The sequence below is a fragment of the Candidatus Uabimicrobium helgolandensis genome (assembly GCF_041508025.1).
GTDB classification, from domain to species: Bacteria; Planctomycetota; Uabimicrobiia; order Uabimicrobiales; family Uabimicrobiaceae; genus Uabimicrobium; species Uabimicrobium helgolandensis.
In genome coordinates, this window is sequence record NZ_CP165719.1 from 7,585,178 (window position 1) to 7,602,058 (window position 16,881).

At 36.2% G+C, this 16,881-nt stretch carries 16 protein-coding genes and 1 tRNA gene; 6 read left to right on the plus strand and 11 right to left on the minus strand.

The window, feature by feature from the left end:
* Window positions 1–145: 145 nt before the first annotated feature.
* Window positions 146–832 (minus strand): metal-dependent hydrolase, encoded by a 687-nt coding sequence (locus UABHE_RS28035; RefSeq protein ID WP_372366631.1) that lies wholly within the window; start codon window positions 830–832, stop codon window positions 146–148.
* A 216-nt stretch (window positions 833–1,048) separates the two neighbouring features.
* Between UABHE_RS28035 and UABHE_RS28040 the strand changes: the two genes are divergently transcribed.
* The 4 genes from UABHE_RS28040 (at window position 1,049) to UABHE_RS28055 (ending at window position 4,965) form a co-directional block, all read left to right on the plus strand.
* Window positions 1,049–1,927, plus strand: a complete 879-nt coding sequence (locus UABHE_RS28040; RefSeq protein WP_372366632.1) for a 2-oxo acid dehydrogenase subunit E2 — start codon at window positions 1,049–1,051, stop codon at window positions 1,925–1,927.
* Entirely contained in the window at window positions 1,924–2,865 is a 942-nt protein-coding gene (locus UABHE_RS28045) for a hypothetical protein (RefSeq protein WP_372366633.1), read from the plus strand. The genes UABHE_RS28040 and UABHE_RS28045 overlap by 4 nt, the downstream gene beginning before the upstream one ends.
* Window positions 2,862–3,617, plus strand: a complete 756-nt coding sequence (locus tag UABHE_RS28050; protein WP_372366634.1) for an exodeoxyribonuclease III — start codon at window positions 2,862–2,864, stop codon at window positions 3,615–3,617. The genes UABHE_RS28045 and UABHE_RS28050 overlap by 4 nt, the downstream gene beginning before the upstream one ends.
* A 115-nt stretch (window positions 3,618–3,732) precedes the next feature.
* Entirely contained in the window at window positions 3,733–4,965 is a 1,233-nt protein-coding gene (locus UABHE_RS28055; protein ID WP_372366635.1) for a WGR domain-containing protein, read from the plus strand.
* Window positions 4,966–5,046: 81 nt separating this feature from the next.
* Here UABHE_RS28055 and UABHE_RS28060 read toward each other — a convergent pair whose 3' ends face one another.
* The 5 genes from UABHE_RS28060 to UABHE_RS28080 form a co-directional block, all read right to left on the minus strand.
* Window positions 5,047–5,385, minus strand: coding sequence for a DUF971 domain-containing protein (locus tag UABHE_RS28060; RefSeq protein WP_372366636.1), 339 nt, complete (start codon window positions 5,383–5,385; stop codon window positions 5,047–5,049).
* Window positions 5,386–5,396: 11 nt separating this feature from the next.
* Window positions 5,397–6,464 (minus strand): Mrp/NBP35 family ATP-binding protein, encoded by a 1,068-nt coding sequence (locus tag UABHE_RS28065; RefSeq protein ID WP_372366637.1) that lies wholly within the window; start codon window positions 6,462–6,464, stop codon window positions 5,397–5,399.
* Window position 6,465: 1 nt separating this feature from the next.
* Window positions 6,466–7,713, minus strand: a complete 1,248-nt coding sequence (locus tag UABHE_RS28070) for a beta-ketoacyl synthase N-terminal-like domain-containing protein (protein ID WP_372366638.1) — start codon at window positions 7,711–7,713, stop codon at window positions 6,466–6,468.
* A 13-nt stretch (window positions 7,714–7,726) separates the two neighbouring features.
* Complete coding sequence (locus tag UABHE_RS28075; protein WP_372366639.1) at window positions 7,727–9,040, minus strand: 3-hydroxyacyl-CoA dehydrogenase family protein; 1,314 nt, start codon at window positions 9,038–9,040, stop codon at window positions 7,727–7,729.
* 201 nt (window positions 9,041–9,241) lie between these two features.
* Entirely contained in the window at window positions 9,242–10,651 is a 1,410-nt protein-coding gene (locus UABHE_RS28080) for a protein kinase (protein WP_372366640.1), read from the minus strand.
* A gap of 206 nt (window positions 10,652–10,857) precedes the next feature.
* On the opposite strand from UABHE_RS28080, the gene UABHE_RS28085 reads away from it, so the two are divergent.
* Window positions 10,858–10,930, plus strand: a tRNA-Ile gene (locus UABHE_RS28085).
* On the opposite strand, the gene UABHE_RS28090 is transcribed toward UABHE_RS28085, so the two are convergent.
* The 5 genes from UABHE_RS28090 to UABHE_RS28110 form a co-directional block, all read right to left on the minus strand.
* Window positions 10,912–11,133, minus strand: a complete 222-nt coding sequence (locus UABHE_RS28090; RefSeq protein WP_372366641.1) for a twin-arginine translocase TatA/TatE family subunit — start codon at window positions 11,131–11,133, stop codon at window positions 10,912–10,914. The two genes, UABHE_RS28085 and UABHE_RS28090, sit on opposite strands and share 19 nt — an antisense overlap.
* Before the next feature lie 97 nt (window positions 11,134–11,230).
* On the minus strand, window positions 11,231–12,586 hold the full coding sequence (locus UABHE_RS28095) for a hypothetical protein (RefSeq protein ID WP_372366642.1): 1,356 nt from the start codon (window positions 12,584–12,586) through the stop codon (window positions 11,231–11,233).
* Between the two features lie 141 nt (window positions 12,587–12,727).
* Window positions 12,728–13,960: a cation:proton antiporter gene (locus UABHE_RS28100; RefSeq protein WP_372366643.1), complete on the minus strand. Its 1,233-nt coding sequence runs from the start codon at window positions 13,958–13,960 to the stop codon at window positions 12,728–12,730.
* Between the two features lie 24 nt (window positions 13,961–13,984).
* Entirely contained in the window at window positions 13,985–14,836 is an 852-nt protein-coding gene (locus UABHE_RS28105) for a PIG-L deacetylase family protein (protein ID WP_372366644.1), read from the minus strand.
* Window positions 14,837–14,841: 5 nt separating this feature from the next.
* Window positions 14,842–16,125, minus strand: coding sequence for a hypothetical protein (locus tag UABHE_RS28110; RefSeq protein WP_372366645.1), 1,284 nt, complete (start codon window positions 16,123–16,125; stop codon window positions 14,842–14,844).
* A 128-nt stretch (window positions 16,126–16,253) separates the two neighbouring features.
* On the opposite strand from UABHE_RS28110, the gene UABHE_RS28115 reads away from it, so the two are divergent.
* A complete protein-coding gene (locus tag UABHE_RS28115; RefSeq protein WP_372366646.1) occupies window positions 16,254–16,865 on the plus strand; it encodes an isoprenylcysteine carboxylmethyltransferase family protein in 612 nt (203 codons plus the stop codon).
* Window positions 16,866–16,881 lie beyond the last annotated feature (16 nt).

Here is a 16,881-nt window from a genome sequence, read left to right on the forward strand (position 1 = left end):
TATTTTCATTAATTATAGAGCAACACTAGTACTCTGTAAAGCTAGTTTTGATTTGTTTAGGACCACGTGTTCTCTTTTAAACCAGAGAGAAAGAAGTTACAATAACATTCGAAAACAAAAGATTAATAATCAGCTCTACAGAGCACTAGCTTTTCATATAAACAGAAAAATAATTCTTCATTTCTTCAAAAATAGGTATTGCTGTACTATCTTCAAAAACTAAAAGCCCAAGAATAATTACCAAGAAATAAGTAACCCACGTTGAATAATCTCGAAGACTTCCTAGATCTAAAGCAGAACCAGACGATTTTTTTAAACGAAGTGAGCGCCCTTGCCAATCAACAGAATAAATTTCATCAGCAACTAAATGAGTTAAATAACCCAGCATACCAATGATCGCAATAACAAATCTTTTTTCTATTTCAATATGTGCAAACAATAAGAAAATACACTCGCCACATAAAATGATAGCCGGTATACTATGAAACATTCCCCTATGAACAGTAATTTTATCGAAAATAGTTCTTAGAACATATTTGACAAATAAGTAACCAATGGCCATAAATGAAACCCACATTTCTAAAGGTAAAGTATTTGTCTTTAAAAAACGATCAATAATCGCAAGAGGCAAAATAATTGACAAACAGTTAAACAAAAAATCTCCAGGGGTACTTGTAGGATGATCGAAATCTGGGGCAATACTGGCAATAATACCAATAATAAACGCAGCGCAACTTTGCACAGGATCTAATCCAAATTGAGCATACGCAACTCCCGAAGAAATAGAACTTGTTGCTATACCGTATTCCAAATGTTGTTTAAAATTAGCCATGCTGTTCTCCTTTTATTTTATGTTGTACTCTTAACGCGTATCAAAAATCAAAACATACTTATTTTATACCATTTTGTTACGGAAAGAAAGAGTATTGTAGGTGGAACTTATTGTTTATTAAGGCGAGTCAAATTCAAGATTCACTACACAATAATATAATAACATCAAAAACAACAACAAAATGATAAATTGATCTAAATCCTAGAAAGGTAATATATGGTTTTAAAAAACGTGCAAATGCAACCTCTCAAAAACCCTTCTAATTTCAGAAAACTATCGATGGGAAATTGGGGAAAAGTAGGAGATCCGCAAGTTTACGCAGTCCTCGAACTCGACTGCGAAAACGCACTTTGTTATATAGACGAGTTGCGTACAAAGTTAGATTTAAAAGTTACAATTAATCATCTTGTTGGACGAATTATCGCCTTAACTCTTGATCGTTACCCTCAACTAAACGGAATGATTGCAAGACGCAAGATATATTTACGTGAAAATGTTGATATCTTCTTTCAAGTCGCCATGGAGGGAGCTGAAACAGAGCTAGTTGGTATTTGTATCAAAAATGCACATAACAAGGGAATCGCGGAGTTTGCAGAAAACGTAATTCGCAAAACAAGCAAAGTACGTTCCTCTAAGAATCATCCAATGCGTAAAAGTCAATCGCGTTTTAGTATAATTCCGTGGCGCGCGATGCCAACACTTGTAAAATTTCTTAACTGGTTGCAATACGACTGGAATATCAGTTTGGCTTGGCTCGGTATACCTAAAGATGCCATGGGAAGTCTTATGGTCACATCCGTAGGAACTCTGGGAATGGAGTTAGTATTTGTACCTCTTACTCATATAGGACGTACCCCAGGACAAATAGCAGTTGGAGGCATCTATAAAAAGCCGGTAGTCAATGACGCTGATCAAATTGAGATACGTAAACGCCTTAATTTGTGTTGTACTTTTGATCACCGATTTATGGATGGACTACTAGCCTCTAAAATGGCTAAAATGCTAACCGCAATTTTCGAAAATCCACAATCGTATTGTGAATATATAGAAGGCAAAACAGCAGGTAAAGAATTTGTTTTTGAGGCGAAAAAATGATATTTTTCCACGGTACAATAGAAGAGCATGTTAAAAACATAAAAAAAAGCGGAATCAAAGCAGTAACCACTGATCCGTGGATTTTAGAGATAACCCAGGAGCAAGTATGTTGTCTTTCTAAAGAACCCGCTTCAGGCGAAGGTGGAAACGCTGCATATTTCGCTGGAAGAACAAAAAATCAACAACAAAATGGTCATTTAGTTGCTGTGCGAATCCATCGCAATGAAATCATGTCCAAAAAACTCATTGCTATCGTTGACAACAAACAATTAGATGACTATGTACGTCATCATTTTTTTATACGTCAAGAATTTCGTGAAATAGGCTTCCTTCTGTATAAAAAACTAAATCTATATAGAGTACGCGATGGACGTTTTAAACGAATTACTCCTACAAAACACAACGTTGATAACTTTGAACAAAAATTTTCTTTTTCTGCGAAGGAATCGCGTAGTTATTACTGTGATATCTTACCATCTAATCACAGTAAATACGACATTGAAGGCATTAGTGTCAGCGATGAAATGTATACATTTATTTGCTCTTTAGGGTGGGAAGCCTTTTTTGATTTTTTACAACTCCATTTCGCTAATATAGATGAAAGTAAATGGAATGACTTTGTCAAAGATGCGCCTTACAAAGATGATCTATTTTGGAAAAAATTTTATCGCAATTATCCCTTAAAAATAGAAGATTCTCGTTACAACTACTTCACAAATTGGTTTTCTCCTGATTGGCTACAACAACGTTTTCTAAATGATATAGAAGAGAACTGTCAAATATGGGTAAAATCTATTGAATCTTCTTATATTTTGACGACAATTCACATAACAACTCCTTCAGGTGTCGTCGCAAAATTTAGGTCTTGTAAAACACGGCAAGGATTTTCACGAATGATTTGGAAAGAAGTAAACAAAATTTTGGAGAAAAAAGCATGAAAATATTATCATGGAATGTCAATGGGTTACGAGCAGCGATCAAAAATGGGTTTTACTCAGTGATTACTCAACAAAGCCCTGATGTCATTTGTTTACAAGAAATCAAGTTAAGTTCTATTGATCAAGTCACTCTTGAATTGGATGATTATCCGCATCGTTATTGGAATCTAGCGCAAAAAAAGGGCTATTCTGGAACGGCTATTTTTAGCAAAAAAAAGCCTATATCTATCATAAATGATATAGGGATAGAGGAGCACGACCAAGAAGGCAGGGTAATTACCTGTGAATTTGAAGACTATTACCTAGTTACCGTGTATACACCAAACGCACAGCGAAAATTAACGCGTTTGGATTATCGCCAAACTTGGGACGCTGACTTTCTCAAATACCTAAAAACCTTAGAGAAGAAAAAACCAGTAGTGTTTTGCGGTGATTTAAACGTAGCTCATAAAGAGATAGATCTAGCACGACCAAAAACCAATACCAAAAATGCAGGTTTTACACCTGAAGAACGCAGTGGCATTAATAATATCCTCGAAGCAGGATTTGTAGACACTTTCCGACTATTCACAGAGGAAGGTGATCATTACACGTGGTGGAGTTACCAGAGCCAAGCGCGCGAAAGAAATGTAGGCTGGCGCATTGATTATTTTCTCGCCTCTCAAAGCCTTACCCCTCGAATCAAAGAAGCCAAAATATGGCAACAAGCGATGGGATCGGATCATTGCCCTGTTTCTTTGATCATTGAATAAGTAAAAAAATCATCATAAATTAAGCTCTAAATTAAATCCTAACGAAGTTATACAAGTAACCGAAATTTTTTATTAACCCAATAAACTTTATGTATGACAAGACTTAAGGAAAACAATGGAAAAGTATCTCGAATGCAAAGACAATAAAACACGCAAATTTTGGGAAATCAAAGTAACTGGGTCCCTTTACACTATTCGTTATGGACGCATTGGTACTCATGGCAGAACCGTTACCAAAGAATGCACTAGTGACACACAGGCATTAGCAGAAGCAAAAAAAAAACTTGCTAGTAAAATAAACAAACAATATTATGAAGTACCTGTACAAGTAAGCCCAACAAAGGCTCAAAAAAGTTTAGCCAAAAAAAAACAGAAAAACTCATCGGTAATAGAATCCCAGAAGATTGTATTTAGAGAGTTTCGTTGCGAGACAAAAACAAGAGAGTATAAATTTTGGAATATTGCAGTAAACAACACATCGCAAATAGTCCACTATGGAAGTGTCGGAAAAAAAGGGCAAAAAAAAGAGAAACAATTTACAAGCAGTGAACAAGTAGTTACTTCCATTGAAAAATTAATCCAACAAAAAATAGCCAAAGGCTATATTGAAATTCCTTCGCAACTTTTGAAACACAAGCGTTCTTGCTGGTTCCCTATTACCAAAAAAAAGAAAGACTCTTGTACTGCTTCTAAATTTGGTGGTACTCCTTGGCTCAGTCGTGATGAAAAATGGCCAAGATGTGGTGAATGTTATCATCTTCTACATTTTTTTATGCAAATTAATTTAGCTAAATTACCTCCAAAATTACAAAGACAATATGGAGATGGTCTATTACAGCTGTTCTGCTGCACTAATGAAAACAACGAAGATCCCTGCGAAAGTTGGGAACCATTTTCTACTGCTCATTTAGTCCGAGTCATTACTCCTACAGGTGAAACGTGGAATAATATCGATGATGCAAAAAAAATAGAGGATATGGAAGATTGGGAATTTGAAGAAGAAGACTCTATAGGTGAATTTCCTACACGTACAATTGTCGATTGGGAAAAACTAACTGAATTCCCAAGTGAAGAAGATATTATCTGTGAGTTGAATTTAAAATTAATTACCGATGCAAGTAAAATGGGAGCTTTTCCCTTTGGATCGGACAAATTAGGAGGATGGCCACACTGGACTCAAAACGGAGAATACACTGATTGCTCTAAATGCGATAAACAAATGCAATTACTTTTCCAACTTGACTCGCACGATAATATTCCGTATTCGTTTGGTGACAGGGGTTGCGGACATATCACTCAATGTCCTGAGCATAAAGAGATGGTTGCTTTTGGTTGGGCATCCCATTAATAGATTAAAAAAACTCTGTACGAGAATAAGTGGTAGTGCTATACAAATATAGCACTACCAAAATCGAAATATCAATACACTCTAAATTTCAAATTTTTTAGCCGCTAGTTCTTTCATTTGTTCATCTAGATTACGTAAAAAAACAAATGGAAAAATTCCACTTCCGTGCCCATCACTCCACCAAATCTGAATAGCGTAACGCCCAACTAACTTAATTTCGTTAGGTTTAACATCAAGAGGTACAGTGATTGGATCTAATAGTTTCCGGCCTGTCATTTCCTCAACACATTGTGCACATTGACAGCGTAAGCGTAAGTCGCGAGCAACAAAAATACTTTCGCAATCATCACTCCATATAATTTTTATATCGTGGTCGTTAGCTCGTGTTACTTCTTTTGGAATTGCCGCTTTTTCATTCACAACATAATTCCTTAAAAAGTAAGTTTAATTTCCTGAGGAACATCACCAGAGGAATGCATTGCATTTATCTGAGACGCAAGTTTTTCTGCCACAGCAATAAATGCTTTTGCATAAGAACTTTCAGGTTCTGATTCTACAATAGGAATACCTATATCCGATTGCTTGCGAATACTAGTAGCAATAGGAATTTCACCCAAAAATGGAAGATCCAACTCTTCAGCAAATTTCTTTGCTCCGCCTTCACCAAAGATATAGTCTTTTTCTCCATCAGGTATTTGATAGTAACTCATGTTTTCAATTATACCAATCAGTGGACAATTAAGTTGCTGGAACATTGCCATACCCTTTTTAGCAATGTTGAGCGCTACTATTTGTGGAGTCGACACTATAACTGCACCAGTTAAAGGAACTTGTTGACAAAGAGTTAGCTGCACATCTCCTGTTCCTGGAGGAAGGTCTATTAGTAGGTAATCCAATTCACCCCAATCAACACCTTTGAGAAATTGGGTAATCATTTTGTTAAGCATTGGTCCGCGCCAAATTACCGCTTTATCTTTTGGTAGAAAAAATCCCATAGACATAACTTTTATACCGTATTTCTCTACGGGAATAATAACATTATTATCTTTAGGAGTAGGGCTTTCTGTTACATTAAGAAGCGTCGGAATACTCGGCCCATAAATATCTGCGTCCATGAGCCCTACTTTTGCACCTGTTTTAGATAGAGCCATGGCCAAGTTAGCACTGACTGTTGATTTTCCAACGCCACCTTTAGCACTTGATATTGGAATAATATTTTTTATTCCTGGAATCGGAGAGTTACCTGAAACTGAATTTCCTTTAACAATAACAATTTCGACATTTGCTTCTTTTACCCCAGGAATTTCTAATATTCTGTCAATAGCCTGTTTCTTGAGGTGATTTTTGCCCTGCATTGCTAATTGTATTTCACATGAGACTCTTGCATCTTCAATCTGCAAATTTTTTACAACCCCAAGAGATACAATATCTTTACCTAAAGACGGATCTACTATATCCGCCAGAGCTTTTAGTACTATTTCGTTTGTTAAATCGCTCATATTAGTCTGCTTTCTTCACTATCATTGATACCACCGTACGGTCGTTTCCTCCCATATTGATTGTGAGGCCATATGGTCTTTCATTTCCTATATTAATTTGAGAATTTCCTGCTTGATTCGTCACTTGATTACAAACATCTATCATTTGACGAATTCCTGTTGCGCCTGTTGGATGCCCATAACCAACAAGTCCACCCGTTGTGTTCACAGGAATCCGACCATCTCGTTTGGTATCTCCATTTACTACTATTTCTCCACCTTTTCCGTGAGGTGCAAATCCTGCGGCTTCTAATGCAAGTAAACCAGTAATAGAGAAACAGTCATGAAGCTCAACTACACCTATTTGCTCCCTTGAGACATTTGCCATTTCATAGGCCTTTTCGACAGCGTTTTGAGTTGTTGTTAAGCGTGTTAAATCTTCTGGCGCTTTTGTTAAATCATCTTCCGATTGTCCAACACCCATAACTTGCACAGCTTTATCTTTAGCTATACCTAATCTTTCTAAACCTTCTTCTGATGCACAAATAATAGCAGATGCACCATCTGAAACCTTAGAACAATCAAATAGGTTAAGATGATCAACAAAACCTTTCGGGTTTGGAGATTTTCTACCTAGAGATAAAAGATCGGATGCTTTATTTTCATATTCTTGGGCTTTTTCACACGTTCTTGCATTTTCGATTGATTGAGCATACCAGTGTGCCATCGCCTCTCGCGTAGATTCAGCACCAAATTTTTCGTAGTATGCTCCTGCACGATCAGAAAATTTTCCAGGAAAAAAATAAGCATGGCCATTTTTTCGCTCAGCTTTATAATGCCCTGCAGCAGCTAAATAATCAGCCCCGTAAATTGCCTTTACGGTATTTTGAACTTCCACACCTAATACCAAAACAACATCCGATGTTTCAGCAAGAACAGAACGAACAGCGTTTGCTAAAGCAAGACCCCCTGATGCGCAAGCCCCTTCAACTCGAGAACAAGGTTTATGCACCAGGGCGCTATCAATCATTGGAATCATTGCAGCAAGGTGCGCTTGGCGATTGAAACGCGCAGCAATAAAGTTACTAATGATTCCTTCATCAATATACTTTGCATCACTGATTTGAGAAATCACTCCTTGTCCAGCTTCTTTTATGTACTCTTCCAAACCTGGACGCGGTTTTTTAGGATGAAATTCACTGCGACCTGTACCTAGTGATATAGTGTTATAACCACACGCAAAATAAACAGGTTTTCTTAACTTTCTCATTTTTTTCTCCTAGCTAAATAGTTGTAATCCCATATGCGTGATAAAAACCGGTTAGCAACACATTGTCTACATCAGCATTAGATTTTGCAACGCCTGCTTTCACTAAATTTTCAGCAATTTCTTTAGAGGCTTGCGCGTAAGCAAATGCCAATTTACAACCCAGTGAGTTTCCTTCACTTAATTCAGAAAAAATTTGCGCAACCACTTCATGCTTTTGCTTCAACATTTTTTTCCATGGCTTCCAAGAACTAGGGTAGTTTCCTAATGTTTTATCCCACTCCTCAGTTGAATCAAGTGGAACATACCCTTTCTTTTCCATGCAGTATACACCAATCATTTTTCCTTTACTATATTGAAAGAAACCATCTTTTTGACTGCCATCGCCTCTTTGCCCACCAAGAACATTGTTACTAATCATTGTGTCAATAATTTGGTGATTAAAGTTTTCATCTTCAATATATTTATCCATAATTTTTAAAATAAAATTATAAACATCAATGCCTACATAATCTAAAAGTTGAAAAATTCCCATAGGACGCATTAAAAAATCTTGCGTTGTTTTATTTACTAAGTAAACAGCACCAGCGAAAGAATGTGGTTCTTGCAATTCTTTTGTTTTGTTTAATGCATACAAACCTTCGCGGATAAAATGTCCATTTCCTATGAATCCCGCTACATCATTTGACTCTACAACAATTTTTCTTAGAAGACCTGCTATTTCAGCAGCAACACTTTGTAAATCTTGATTGGTATTTTCCCAACTAATTATCTCCAGTAATTTTTGAATTGCTGGCGGATTATAAAAATGGTAACCAATGATTTTGCCATCGAGTTCAGCACCTTGGTCTACTATTTTTATAGGAATCGATGAAGTGTTTGTAAAAAAGTATGTATCTGGCTTACAACATGCCTTGAGCTTTTTAAAAATGTCAATTTTAAGCTGCTCACTTTCAATAACAGCCTCAAAAACCACTGAGCTATCTTTAGCGGATGTAAGTTCTTTCGTTGGCCGTAAGATACTGATCGTTGTATTAACTAGCTCCTCTATCATCTCTGCATTTTCAACGAGATCATTACGCTCTTTATAAAGAACGCGTAATTTTAATATTTGTTTTTCTGCCATCTTTGCTACTTGAGCGCGAATATATTGTACTAAGTCATGCAAGCCTTGATCTCTTGTATCTATAAGATGTAAAACGATATCCTGTGTAGGGTTTTTAGCTTTTGCTAAACCCATTTGTTGAGCAAGTAGTAAAGATATACCGCTACCCATTTTTCCTGCAGCACCTACTATTGCAACATTAGACAATCGTTCATCTAAATTCATAAACCGCTCCTAAATGTACCATCAAATAAGCTTTGGAATAAATCATCTAGGATATCCCTAATTTTCCATTATTATTTGAGAATGATTTTGTTAATAAAATATAGGTTTGTTTTAGGGCGTGGACACGCCCTAGTACACTGTAGCTTGTTTTATTGTGAAATGTCGTGGATGTCAAATAGAAATTATAAAATAATAAAAATTCTACAATTCTTCCTTAACATATTGCTTAATCACCTTGATCATTTCTCCCGAAGTTTGATAACGATCCTCGGGCTCTTTTGACATAGATTTAGCAATTATATGACACACATTATCCGGAATGTTGGGAATGATTTCTTGTATAGGACGAGGTTCTGAATATCTAATTTTATTGACAAGAGGCATCATTTGTGTTGCGAAAAAAGGCTTTTCATTAGTCATCATTTCGTACATGCTTATGCCAAGTGAGTATACATCAGCTCTTTGGTCAGCAAAACGAGCATCTGCTATTTGCTCAGGAGACATGTAAAAAAGAGTCCCTACTCCTGTTTGCGATTTCGTAATTCCCGATAAGCCTGCTTCTTCTAAGTTTTTAGCCAAACCAAAGTCTGTTAGTTTAACCACATTGTCTGTGTCAATAAGAATGTTTTCAGGTTTAACATCGCGGTGAACAACCGTAAATTTACTGTAAGCGTAGTCGAGAGCTTTTCCAACATAATAAGCAATACGCATAACTTCGCGATAGTGAATAGGTCCTTTGCGTTCTAAAACATTGCGTACGTCTGTACCTGATATTAGTTCCATGGCAATGTAACAAGCTTTTTCCATTTTCCCTGCGTCAATAAAACTAACTATGTTAGGGTGATGCAATTTTCCTCCTGTACGCGCTTCACGAAAGAAACGAAGCACTTGTTGCTCACTTGCGTTCTCTAAGCCTCTCATTAGCTTAAAAGCTACAGGACGCTGCATTGATAACTGAATAGCCTCATAGACATCTCCCATTCCTCCACTACCTAATTTTTTTACAATGCGAAACCCTGCAATAGTAGGAAAATTACCCGCTCCTTTACTGAAACAACTGATGCAGTATATTTCATTTTCTTTGAAAACACCCATTTGTGATCTGATATCCTTCACTGAAACATCGCATTTACAAGTTAGGCATTTTCCAGAAGGAATTTTTGGGTTTAGTGGTGAAAAGTCAGGCATATGTTGTGTTGGTTGTGCTTGGTCATCTGCAAACGAAGGAGAAAAAGGATTTTCGTTAGGATTTGTTGGTGGAATTGTTGGAGATTTTATTGTTGTACTTGGAGGTTTTGCAGAAATAAGAATTTCTATGTGGAAAGTAATTGGGCCTAATTGAATTTGGTCATTTGTTTGCAATGGAGTAGGTTTTTTTATTTGTGCAAAATTTACATAAGTACCATTCAAACTCCCGCAATCGTTTACGAAAATACCTTGTGGTGTCGAAAGAATTTGACAATGACGTCGAGAAAGAGCGCTTGACTTTATCTGATATGTCGCTTCGTTACCACGACCTATAACCACTGATGTATTTTCTGCTAATTGAAAACAAGATATCTTTTTTTTATTGACAAAGACTGTAAATTTGGCAACGACTTTATTTTCCATATTTCGCACCCATAAATCGTTTTGGCGATTGTTAGTTTCATGACATTGCAAACAATAATTAAATTTGGTCAATCCAAAAAAATATACATATTTCGGACATTTTATATTGTAAGTTTTTTTATATCAAGCACTTAATCAAAACAGCTTTTTTTTTATTTTTTAGTTGCTTCCTGTTTTGATTATTATTATAATACTTCGCATAAATGGGATCCATAGCTCAATCGGCAGAGCACTCGGCTCATAACCGATAGGTTCCAGGTTCAAGTCCTGGTGGATCCATTTACCTCCTCTTTTACTTCATCAATCGCACTCTTAATTTCATTATCGGGATCTGCTCCCTTTATTCCCTTTTTAAATTCTGTAATACTTTGTCCCATAGATCTTGCAACTTCAGGTAGTCTTTTTCCAAACAACAAAAGCGCTACCAATAAAATAACAAACCATTCATATCCACCTGGGATGCCCATAAATAAAATATTCATTATCTGTTTACGAGGTTTTGATCCTCGTCTCCTTTTCAATAAAAAATACAAATTCCAAATGTTTTTAGGGCGCGTTTATTTCAGGCGTGGATACGCCCTACTCTTTAATTGCGAAATTTGAAACTGCACTGTCGAAAGTTTGGTATTCTTCTTCCCATTTACGATTAATCGTTTGTAGAGCTCTTAGTATGCTTCTTAGAGTTGTTTCTGCTAATAAGCGTGTTTCATTTTGCTTATGAATGCTCTGTGTCGCCTGTCTCAATTCTTTATATTCTGATGTGATATCAACTTCAAACTTCTTATTATTTTTTAAAAAAGTCTCTAATGCATCAGCTTGCTTTTTTTGAGGTATACTTCGAGCACTTTGCCTTCTATTTTCAATCCACGAAAAAGGTTCTTTTCCTGAATCTATTCTCTGCATTAGTATTTTTGTAGCTTTTTTCACATCTTTACCATAATTTTTTATGCGCTTTATTTCATTTTGTATCGCTCTATATTTAACAGAGGCAGAGTGAGTAGTTATGTTTATTCTACCATATATCACATCTACCTTCTTGGTGCTTTTGAGTAGCTTAATATACCATTTTCCCATGTATTTACTAGAAATTTTCCCATTTTTCCGCGAAGAACTTTTATTGTACTGCGATAATTGCTTTTTTAATGCTATATCTTTTTGTTTTACTTTTTCGCGAAGTTGTTCATTGCGATATATTGTATCTTGTAACTGTGAATTGATTTGGGATAATTTTTCTGCTTCTTTTTTTTCTAGCACTCTACTTGCATTTTCACAAATACTACGTCCTAGTTTTAATTCTTTATTGCTACTTTCAATATAATTATATGTATCTTCTCCAACATTAATATTATAACGCGCAAAAAGTTGGTTAGCATTTTTATCCAAAGATTTGACGACTATCTCTAATTCATCAATACTGACTTTTGTTTTTTCTAGTATATCTTGTGTTTTAGACACATCGACGGGATTTTTTTCCGCGATATTTAAATCTACTATTTCTGGAGAAGTTGAGTTCGACACAGTCTTTTTAGGAGTTACGTGCACTATTGAGTTATTAGTATTACTAACATCTGAAGATGCTCCAAAGAATCGATCTATGTGCTCTGAAAACATATAACCAGTTGTATTTCCCACAACAAATGTTACTAAACACCACAGAGTAACATTTGTTGTGGTATTTTTCCGTTTTTTATATTTTGGCGGTTGATAACTTGCAGAAGAGCGTGCTTTTGGAAGAGCGTACTCATTTTGTTGTTTTTCTTGGGATTCGTGTTGTGGACTAACCATTTTGGTCATTGTGCTTGTTACTTCTTCTTCGTACGGGATGAATACACTGTCTCCGCAGTAAGCACATTTGCCATTTTGCCCTGATCGAGCTTTGGGAACTTTTAGCGTTTTACTACAGTTACTACAAGTAATTTCAATCAGACCTGACATATTTTCCTCATCGAAGTGTGGGTAATTTGTTGTGATTTTAGCTTCCTACTATAGCAAAAATTTTTTTTAACGTCAAATTTGTACTTGGAATGTATCACCAATTAGGGCGCATTGCTGCGCCCTAAACAACCTAACATGTTATTATGCTTCTTTATTTTGAATCGCTACAATTAGCTTTTTAACTGTTAAACCTTGAACAACTATTGAAAACAGTACAACAACATAGGTCATGACTGTAATGCTATCTTGTTGGGATAATGACAGGGCTAAAGCTACTGAGATTCCTCCACGTAATCCTCCCCATGTCATAATACGAATTACTCCTGGTGAGAATGTACGATAACGTTTTAAAAACATTACTGGAATTGCCACTGTTATAAAACGACTAAGTAGTACTATTGGAATTGCAATACAGCCCGCAGTAACGTAACTCATGCTAAAGTTTAATGCTAAAATTTGTAAGCCTATTAGCACAAATAATATAGCATTGAGTATTTCGTCGATGAGCTCCCAAAATGTATCTAAATGCTCACACGTTTCTTCTGACATAGCTAGTTTACGGCCTTTATTACCAATCATAAGACCTGCAATAACAACAGCAATAGGACCTGATACATGTAGCGCCATAGCAAGAGAGTACCCACCAGAAACTAAAGCAAGAGTTATAAGCACCTCTGTTTGATAATTTTCGATGCTCTTTAGCATAAAATAGGCGCCATATCCGAGAATAAATCCCAGGATTCCTCCGCCAACAGCCTCTACGGTAAACAGTTTTACAATTCCCATAAACGTGGCTTGCTGTTCTCCACTGGCAACTCCTGCAACGACAAGAAAAACAACAACAGCAACACCATCATTAAACAATGATTCCCCTGTAATCTTTGTTTCTACAGTTTTAGGGGCATTTGCTTCTTTCAAAATCGCCAGGACTGCAATAGGGTCGGTAGGTGAAATTAGTGCTCCAAAAACTAAACAATACATATAAGTAAGAGGAATACCCATAACATGTAATACGTAATACATCACTGTTCCAATAAAAAAAGTCGATAAAATAACACCGACAGTAGCAGTGATTCCTATGATCCATTTTTGCTCCGCTAAATTCTCAAGCTTTACGTGCAAAGCCCCAGCAAAAAGTAGAAAGCTAAGCATACCATGTAACAAAGTCGTGTCAAAATCAATAGAGTTGACAATATTTTGGGCTTGCTCTTTAATTCCGCCGCCAAGCGCATCTCCTGTTACTAAAAATAGTGACATTACTATAGATATTAGCATGACACCGATAGTTGTAGGAAGACGTAAGTAGCGATAATTGATATAACTAAATACTGCTGATAATGATAACAAAATTGCGATTATATTAAATAGTTCCATTTTTAGTTCCTATATCATTTGAATTCAACTAAGTCTGTCAAAACGTTTAGAGACATCGTTTTGTAAACGTTGTAAATAACCAATAGTGTAGTCTTTAATACAAAGTGTTTCGTTTTGAACAAGAGGAGTTAGATCCATCGCATATGTAATTGCCTTTGCTTTATCTACTTCGTGCGGAAAAAGATATGTGGCATTTGCAAGTCTGCGACCAGCAGTCGCTAAATCGTAGCGTTTACCACCACTAATTTGTGAATCAAAAACTCCCACCAGTGCTTGTGCAATATTGGGAGACTCACCAACAGCCAGAATTTTTTTATCACTATCAACTAACCAATCCAAACCTCTCCAGACCTCACAACCATAAACTTGTTTTGGACGCTTATTTTGCGGCAATTGACGCAATGCTTCGAGTGAACGAAGTAAAACCGCGATGTGAGTATCGTGTTTATCCGCAGGATTATGTAAATAAATAGTGTGTGGTTGCGCTACTTTGATAATTTCATGTATATCCTCTACAACCTTGTGTTCTTTTGCATCTTTAATATTTGTACTTGGGTAACCTAACTGAATTTGAACAGCATATTCGCCAACAAATGCCGCTTTTTTTTGTTCTTTGATTCTGATACGTTGCATTTCTTCGTCAGATGTATCAGCGTAAATGCCCGCTCTAGGGCTACCGCTCCCGTTAGAAACAATCACACTCGTAAACCAATGGTCTTTTTTTTGGAAACAATTAACAATACCATGATAAGCAAGTATCTCATTATCATCTTGGTGAGCAGATATACACAAATGTGTTGTACGTTCCAGAGCTTGTTGTACAGGTATTCCATCTGGAACAAAAATATCATTTTTAGAATTATGTAGTTTTATCATTTGTATTATTTGAATACTTCTCTTAATATTGCTGAGAGTTGGACAACTAGAGTAAACTGGTAGCCATCTTCCTGCTCATTTCCCTCTTCAAAAATGGCCGATACGCGAAAAGTTACAGCATCAAAAATTCCAACCTCTCCTCCTAATTGACTTTGTAAACCGTGAAAATCCTCAATAAGCAGCTGCCCACTAACATGTCGAAATCCACCAGCAACACTTAAAGAAATACCGCGATTCTTCATAAGAGGTGTGTAAAAAGTATATAATCGGGCAATAAAGTCAACGCCAAAATAGCTAAGATTAAATTCATCTGGAAAAGCTGGATCGGGAAAAAAGTTTCCAGTATTTGCGAGGTCATCAAATGCTAGATCTTGTTTGCCAAATTGTCCATCTTCTCCTTCAAGAAGGTCTGTTAATATAGCGCTGGAATCTCTCGTTTTAGTGTTAATGCGGTAAACACCGTATATAAAAAGTTTGAAAAAATTTAGATACGGGCGATCAAAGGATTTCAAAATATTAATTCCACCGAAAAGGGCTTCATCATTTTGTTTGTATTGATACTCTTCATACAAAGCATCGACAATTGGTACTCCTCCTACCTGTATCTCTCCTTCTATGGTATTAATTAGCTGCCGTAGATTTGAACGTCCAAAACCAGCGTCAAAAATAACTTGTAAGCCTATTTCTGGAAAACTGGCCAATACAGAAAAGTTAATAAATATTTGATTGACGTGATTTTGTCCTCCATCAGCAACAACATCAACAGCTAAAAATTCGTCAAATGCTTCTGCTTCAACTTCTTTTGTTATATCCTCGACACGCCCAATTCGACCAACAAGAGAAACCCCAAATGCAAATGAATGAGTTCCGAAATCTAAAGCAAAAGGGCGAAAAGAAGCATACGTGGCTAATCCGTACGAGTCAGAATTATCTTTTTCGCGCTTACGTTGACCAATTACAGTCATATCAACTACATTATTGGCCTCCAACCAAGGAATTTTGGCTAAATGAGGATATAAATCTGAATATGTAGGAAGCTCCCAAGCCCATTTTCGTATAGGTTGCTGTTCTTCAAAAGAAGCTTCACTGTATGTGTCATCCTCTACATCGTCAAGCCACAATTCAATGCTTCCATTATTTGCATTGTTGTATGTTTCTGTAGAGTTTTGGGATGAAATAGATTTTTCTTGCTCTAAATTATCTAGCCACTTGTCAATATCTTGGGAATTATCAGCGTAAACCACACAACAAATAGTGCAGACAAGTACTAGTAAACCCTTATACCTCATAAAGACCTCCTCTAGTTTTTATAAAATTTTGTGAATTGTTATTGCTATCTGAACCCAAATGTTTTATGTTAATAACGTGATCTTACTAACCCCGTTAACACATTCCTCTCACTCAAAAAAAACACATTATGAATGTTGGTTTCTATCGTTTTGATCTAGTAATTATATATACCGTTTTTATTTTAATTTTGCTTTACGGCATACTACGCCCGCGGCAAAAAAGAGAATGGCGCTCAGCTGGTATAACCAGTGCATGGGCGATAGCTTTGTATAGTGAAATGTATGGTTTTCCTTTGACCCTTTACATTTTGTCTAGTATTTTTGGCCCTCACTTGTCACCAGATCAATTTCAAAATGGGCATGTATGGGCTCCGCTTTTTCGATTAGATGTTCATTGGAACTTAGCCTTCACTATAGCAGGTCAAATATTTATATTTATCGGCACTTTACTTGCGATTGTAGGCTGGCGACATCTTTGGCCACATCGCGATAAAATTGCAAGACAGGGGATTTATCGTTATATACGCCATCCCCAATATTCGGGATTTATCTTATTTATTTTTGGTAGTATGTTAAATTGGCCTACAATTATTACATTTTTTTCAGCGCCACTGCTGATAACTGTTTATTATAGATTAGCTTTACAAGAAGAAAAAGAAAATTTGGAAAAATTTGGCAACAATTACGCTTCATATATGAAACAAAGTGGTAGATTTTTTCCAAAGTTCTCACACAAATAAGAAAGGTTGTACTGCG

Coding starts and splice junctions, on each gene's coding strand:
- UABHE_RS28070 (WP_372366638.1), bottom strand. CDS start 7,713: ATGAGAAAGTTAAGAAAACCTGTTTATTTTGCGTGTGGTTATAACACT.
- UABHE_RS28080 (WP_372366640.1), bottom strand. CDS start 10,651: ATGGAAAATAAAGTCGTTGCCAAATTTACAGTCTTTGTCAATAAAAAA.
- UABHE_RS28090 (WP_372366641.1), bottom strand. CDS start 11,133: ATGAATATTTTATTTATGGGCATCCCAGGTGGATATGAATGGTTTGTT.
- UABHE_RS28035 (WP_372366631.1), bottom strand. CDS start 832: ATGGCTAATTTTAAACAACATTTGGAATACGGTATAGCAACAAGTTCT.
- UABHE_RS28055 (WP_372366635.1), top strand. CDS start 3,733: ATGGAAAAGTATCTCGAATGCAAAGACAATAAAACACGCAAATTTTGG.
- UABHE_RS28100 (WP_372366643.1), bottom strand. CDS start 13,960: ATGGAACTATTTAATATAATCGCAATTTTGTTATCATTATCAGCAGTA.
- UABHE_RS28110 (WP_372366645.1), bottom strand. CDS start 16,125: ATGAGGTATAAGGGTTTACTAGTACTTGTCTGCACTATTTGTTGTGTG.
- UABHE_RS28075 (WP_372366639.1), bottom strand. CDS start 9,040: ATGAATTTAGATGAACGATTGTCTAATGTTGCAATAGTAGGTGCTGCA.
- UABHE_RS28050 (WP_372366634.1), top strand. CDS start 2,862: ATGAAAATATTATCATGGAATGTCAATGGGTTACGAGCAGCGATCAAA.
- UABHE_RS28045 (WP_372366633.1), top strand. CDS start 1,924: ATGATATTTTTCCACGGTACAATAGAAGAGCATGTTAAAAACATAAAA.
- UABHE_RS28065 (WP_372366637.1), bottom strand. CDS start 6,464: ATGAGCGATTTAACAAACGAAATAGTACTAAAAGCTCTGGCGGATATA.
- UABHE_RS28095 (WP_372366642.1), bottom strand. CDS start 12,586: ATGTCAGGTCTGATTGAAATTACTTGTAGTAACTGTAGTAAAACGCTA.
- UABHE_RS28040 (WP_372366632.1), top strand. CDS start 1,049: ATGGTTTTAAAAAACGTGCAAATGCAACCTCTCAAAAACCCTTCTAAT.
- UABHE_RS28105 (WP_372366644.1), bottom strand. CDS start 14,836: ATGATAAAACTACATAATTCTAAAAATGATATTTTTGTTCCAGATGGA.
- UABHE_RS28115 (WP_372366646.1), top strand. CDS start 16,254: ATGAATGTTGGTTTCTATCGTTTTGATCTAGTAATTATATATACCGTT.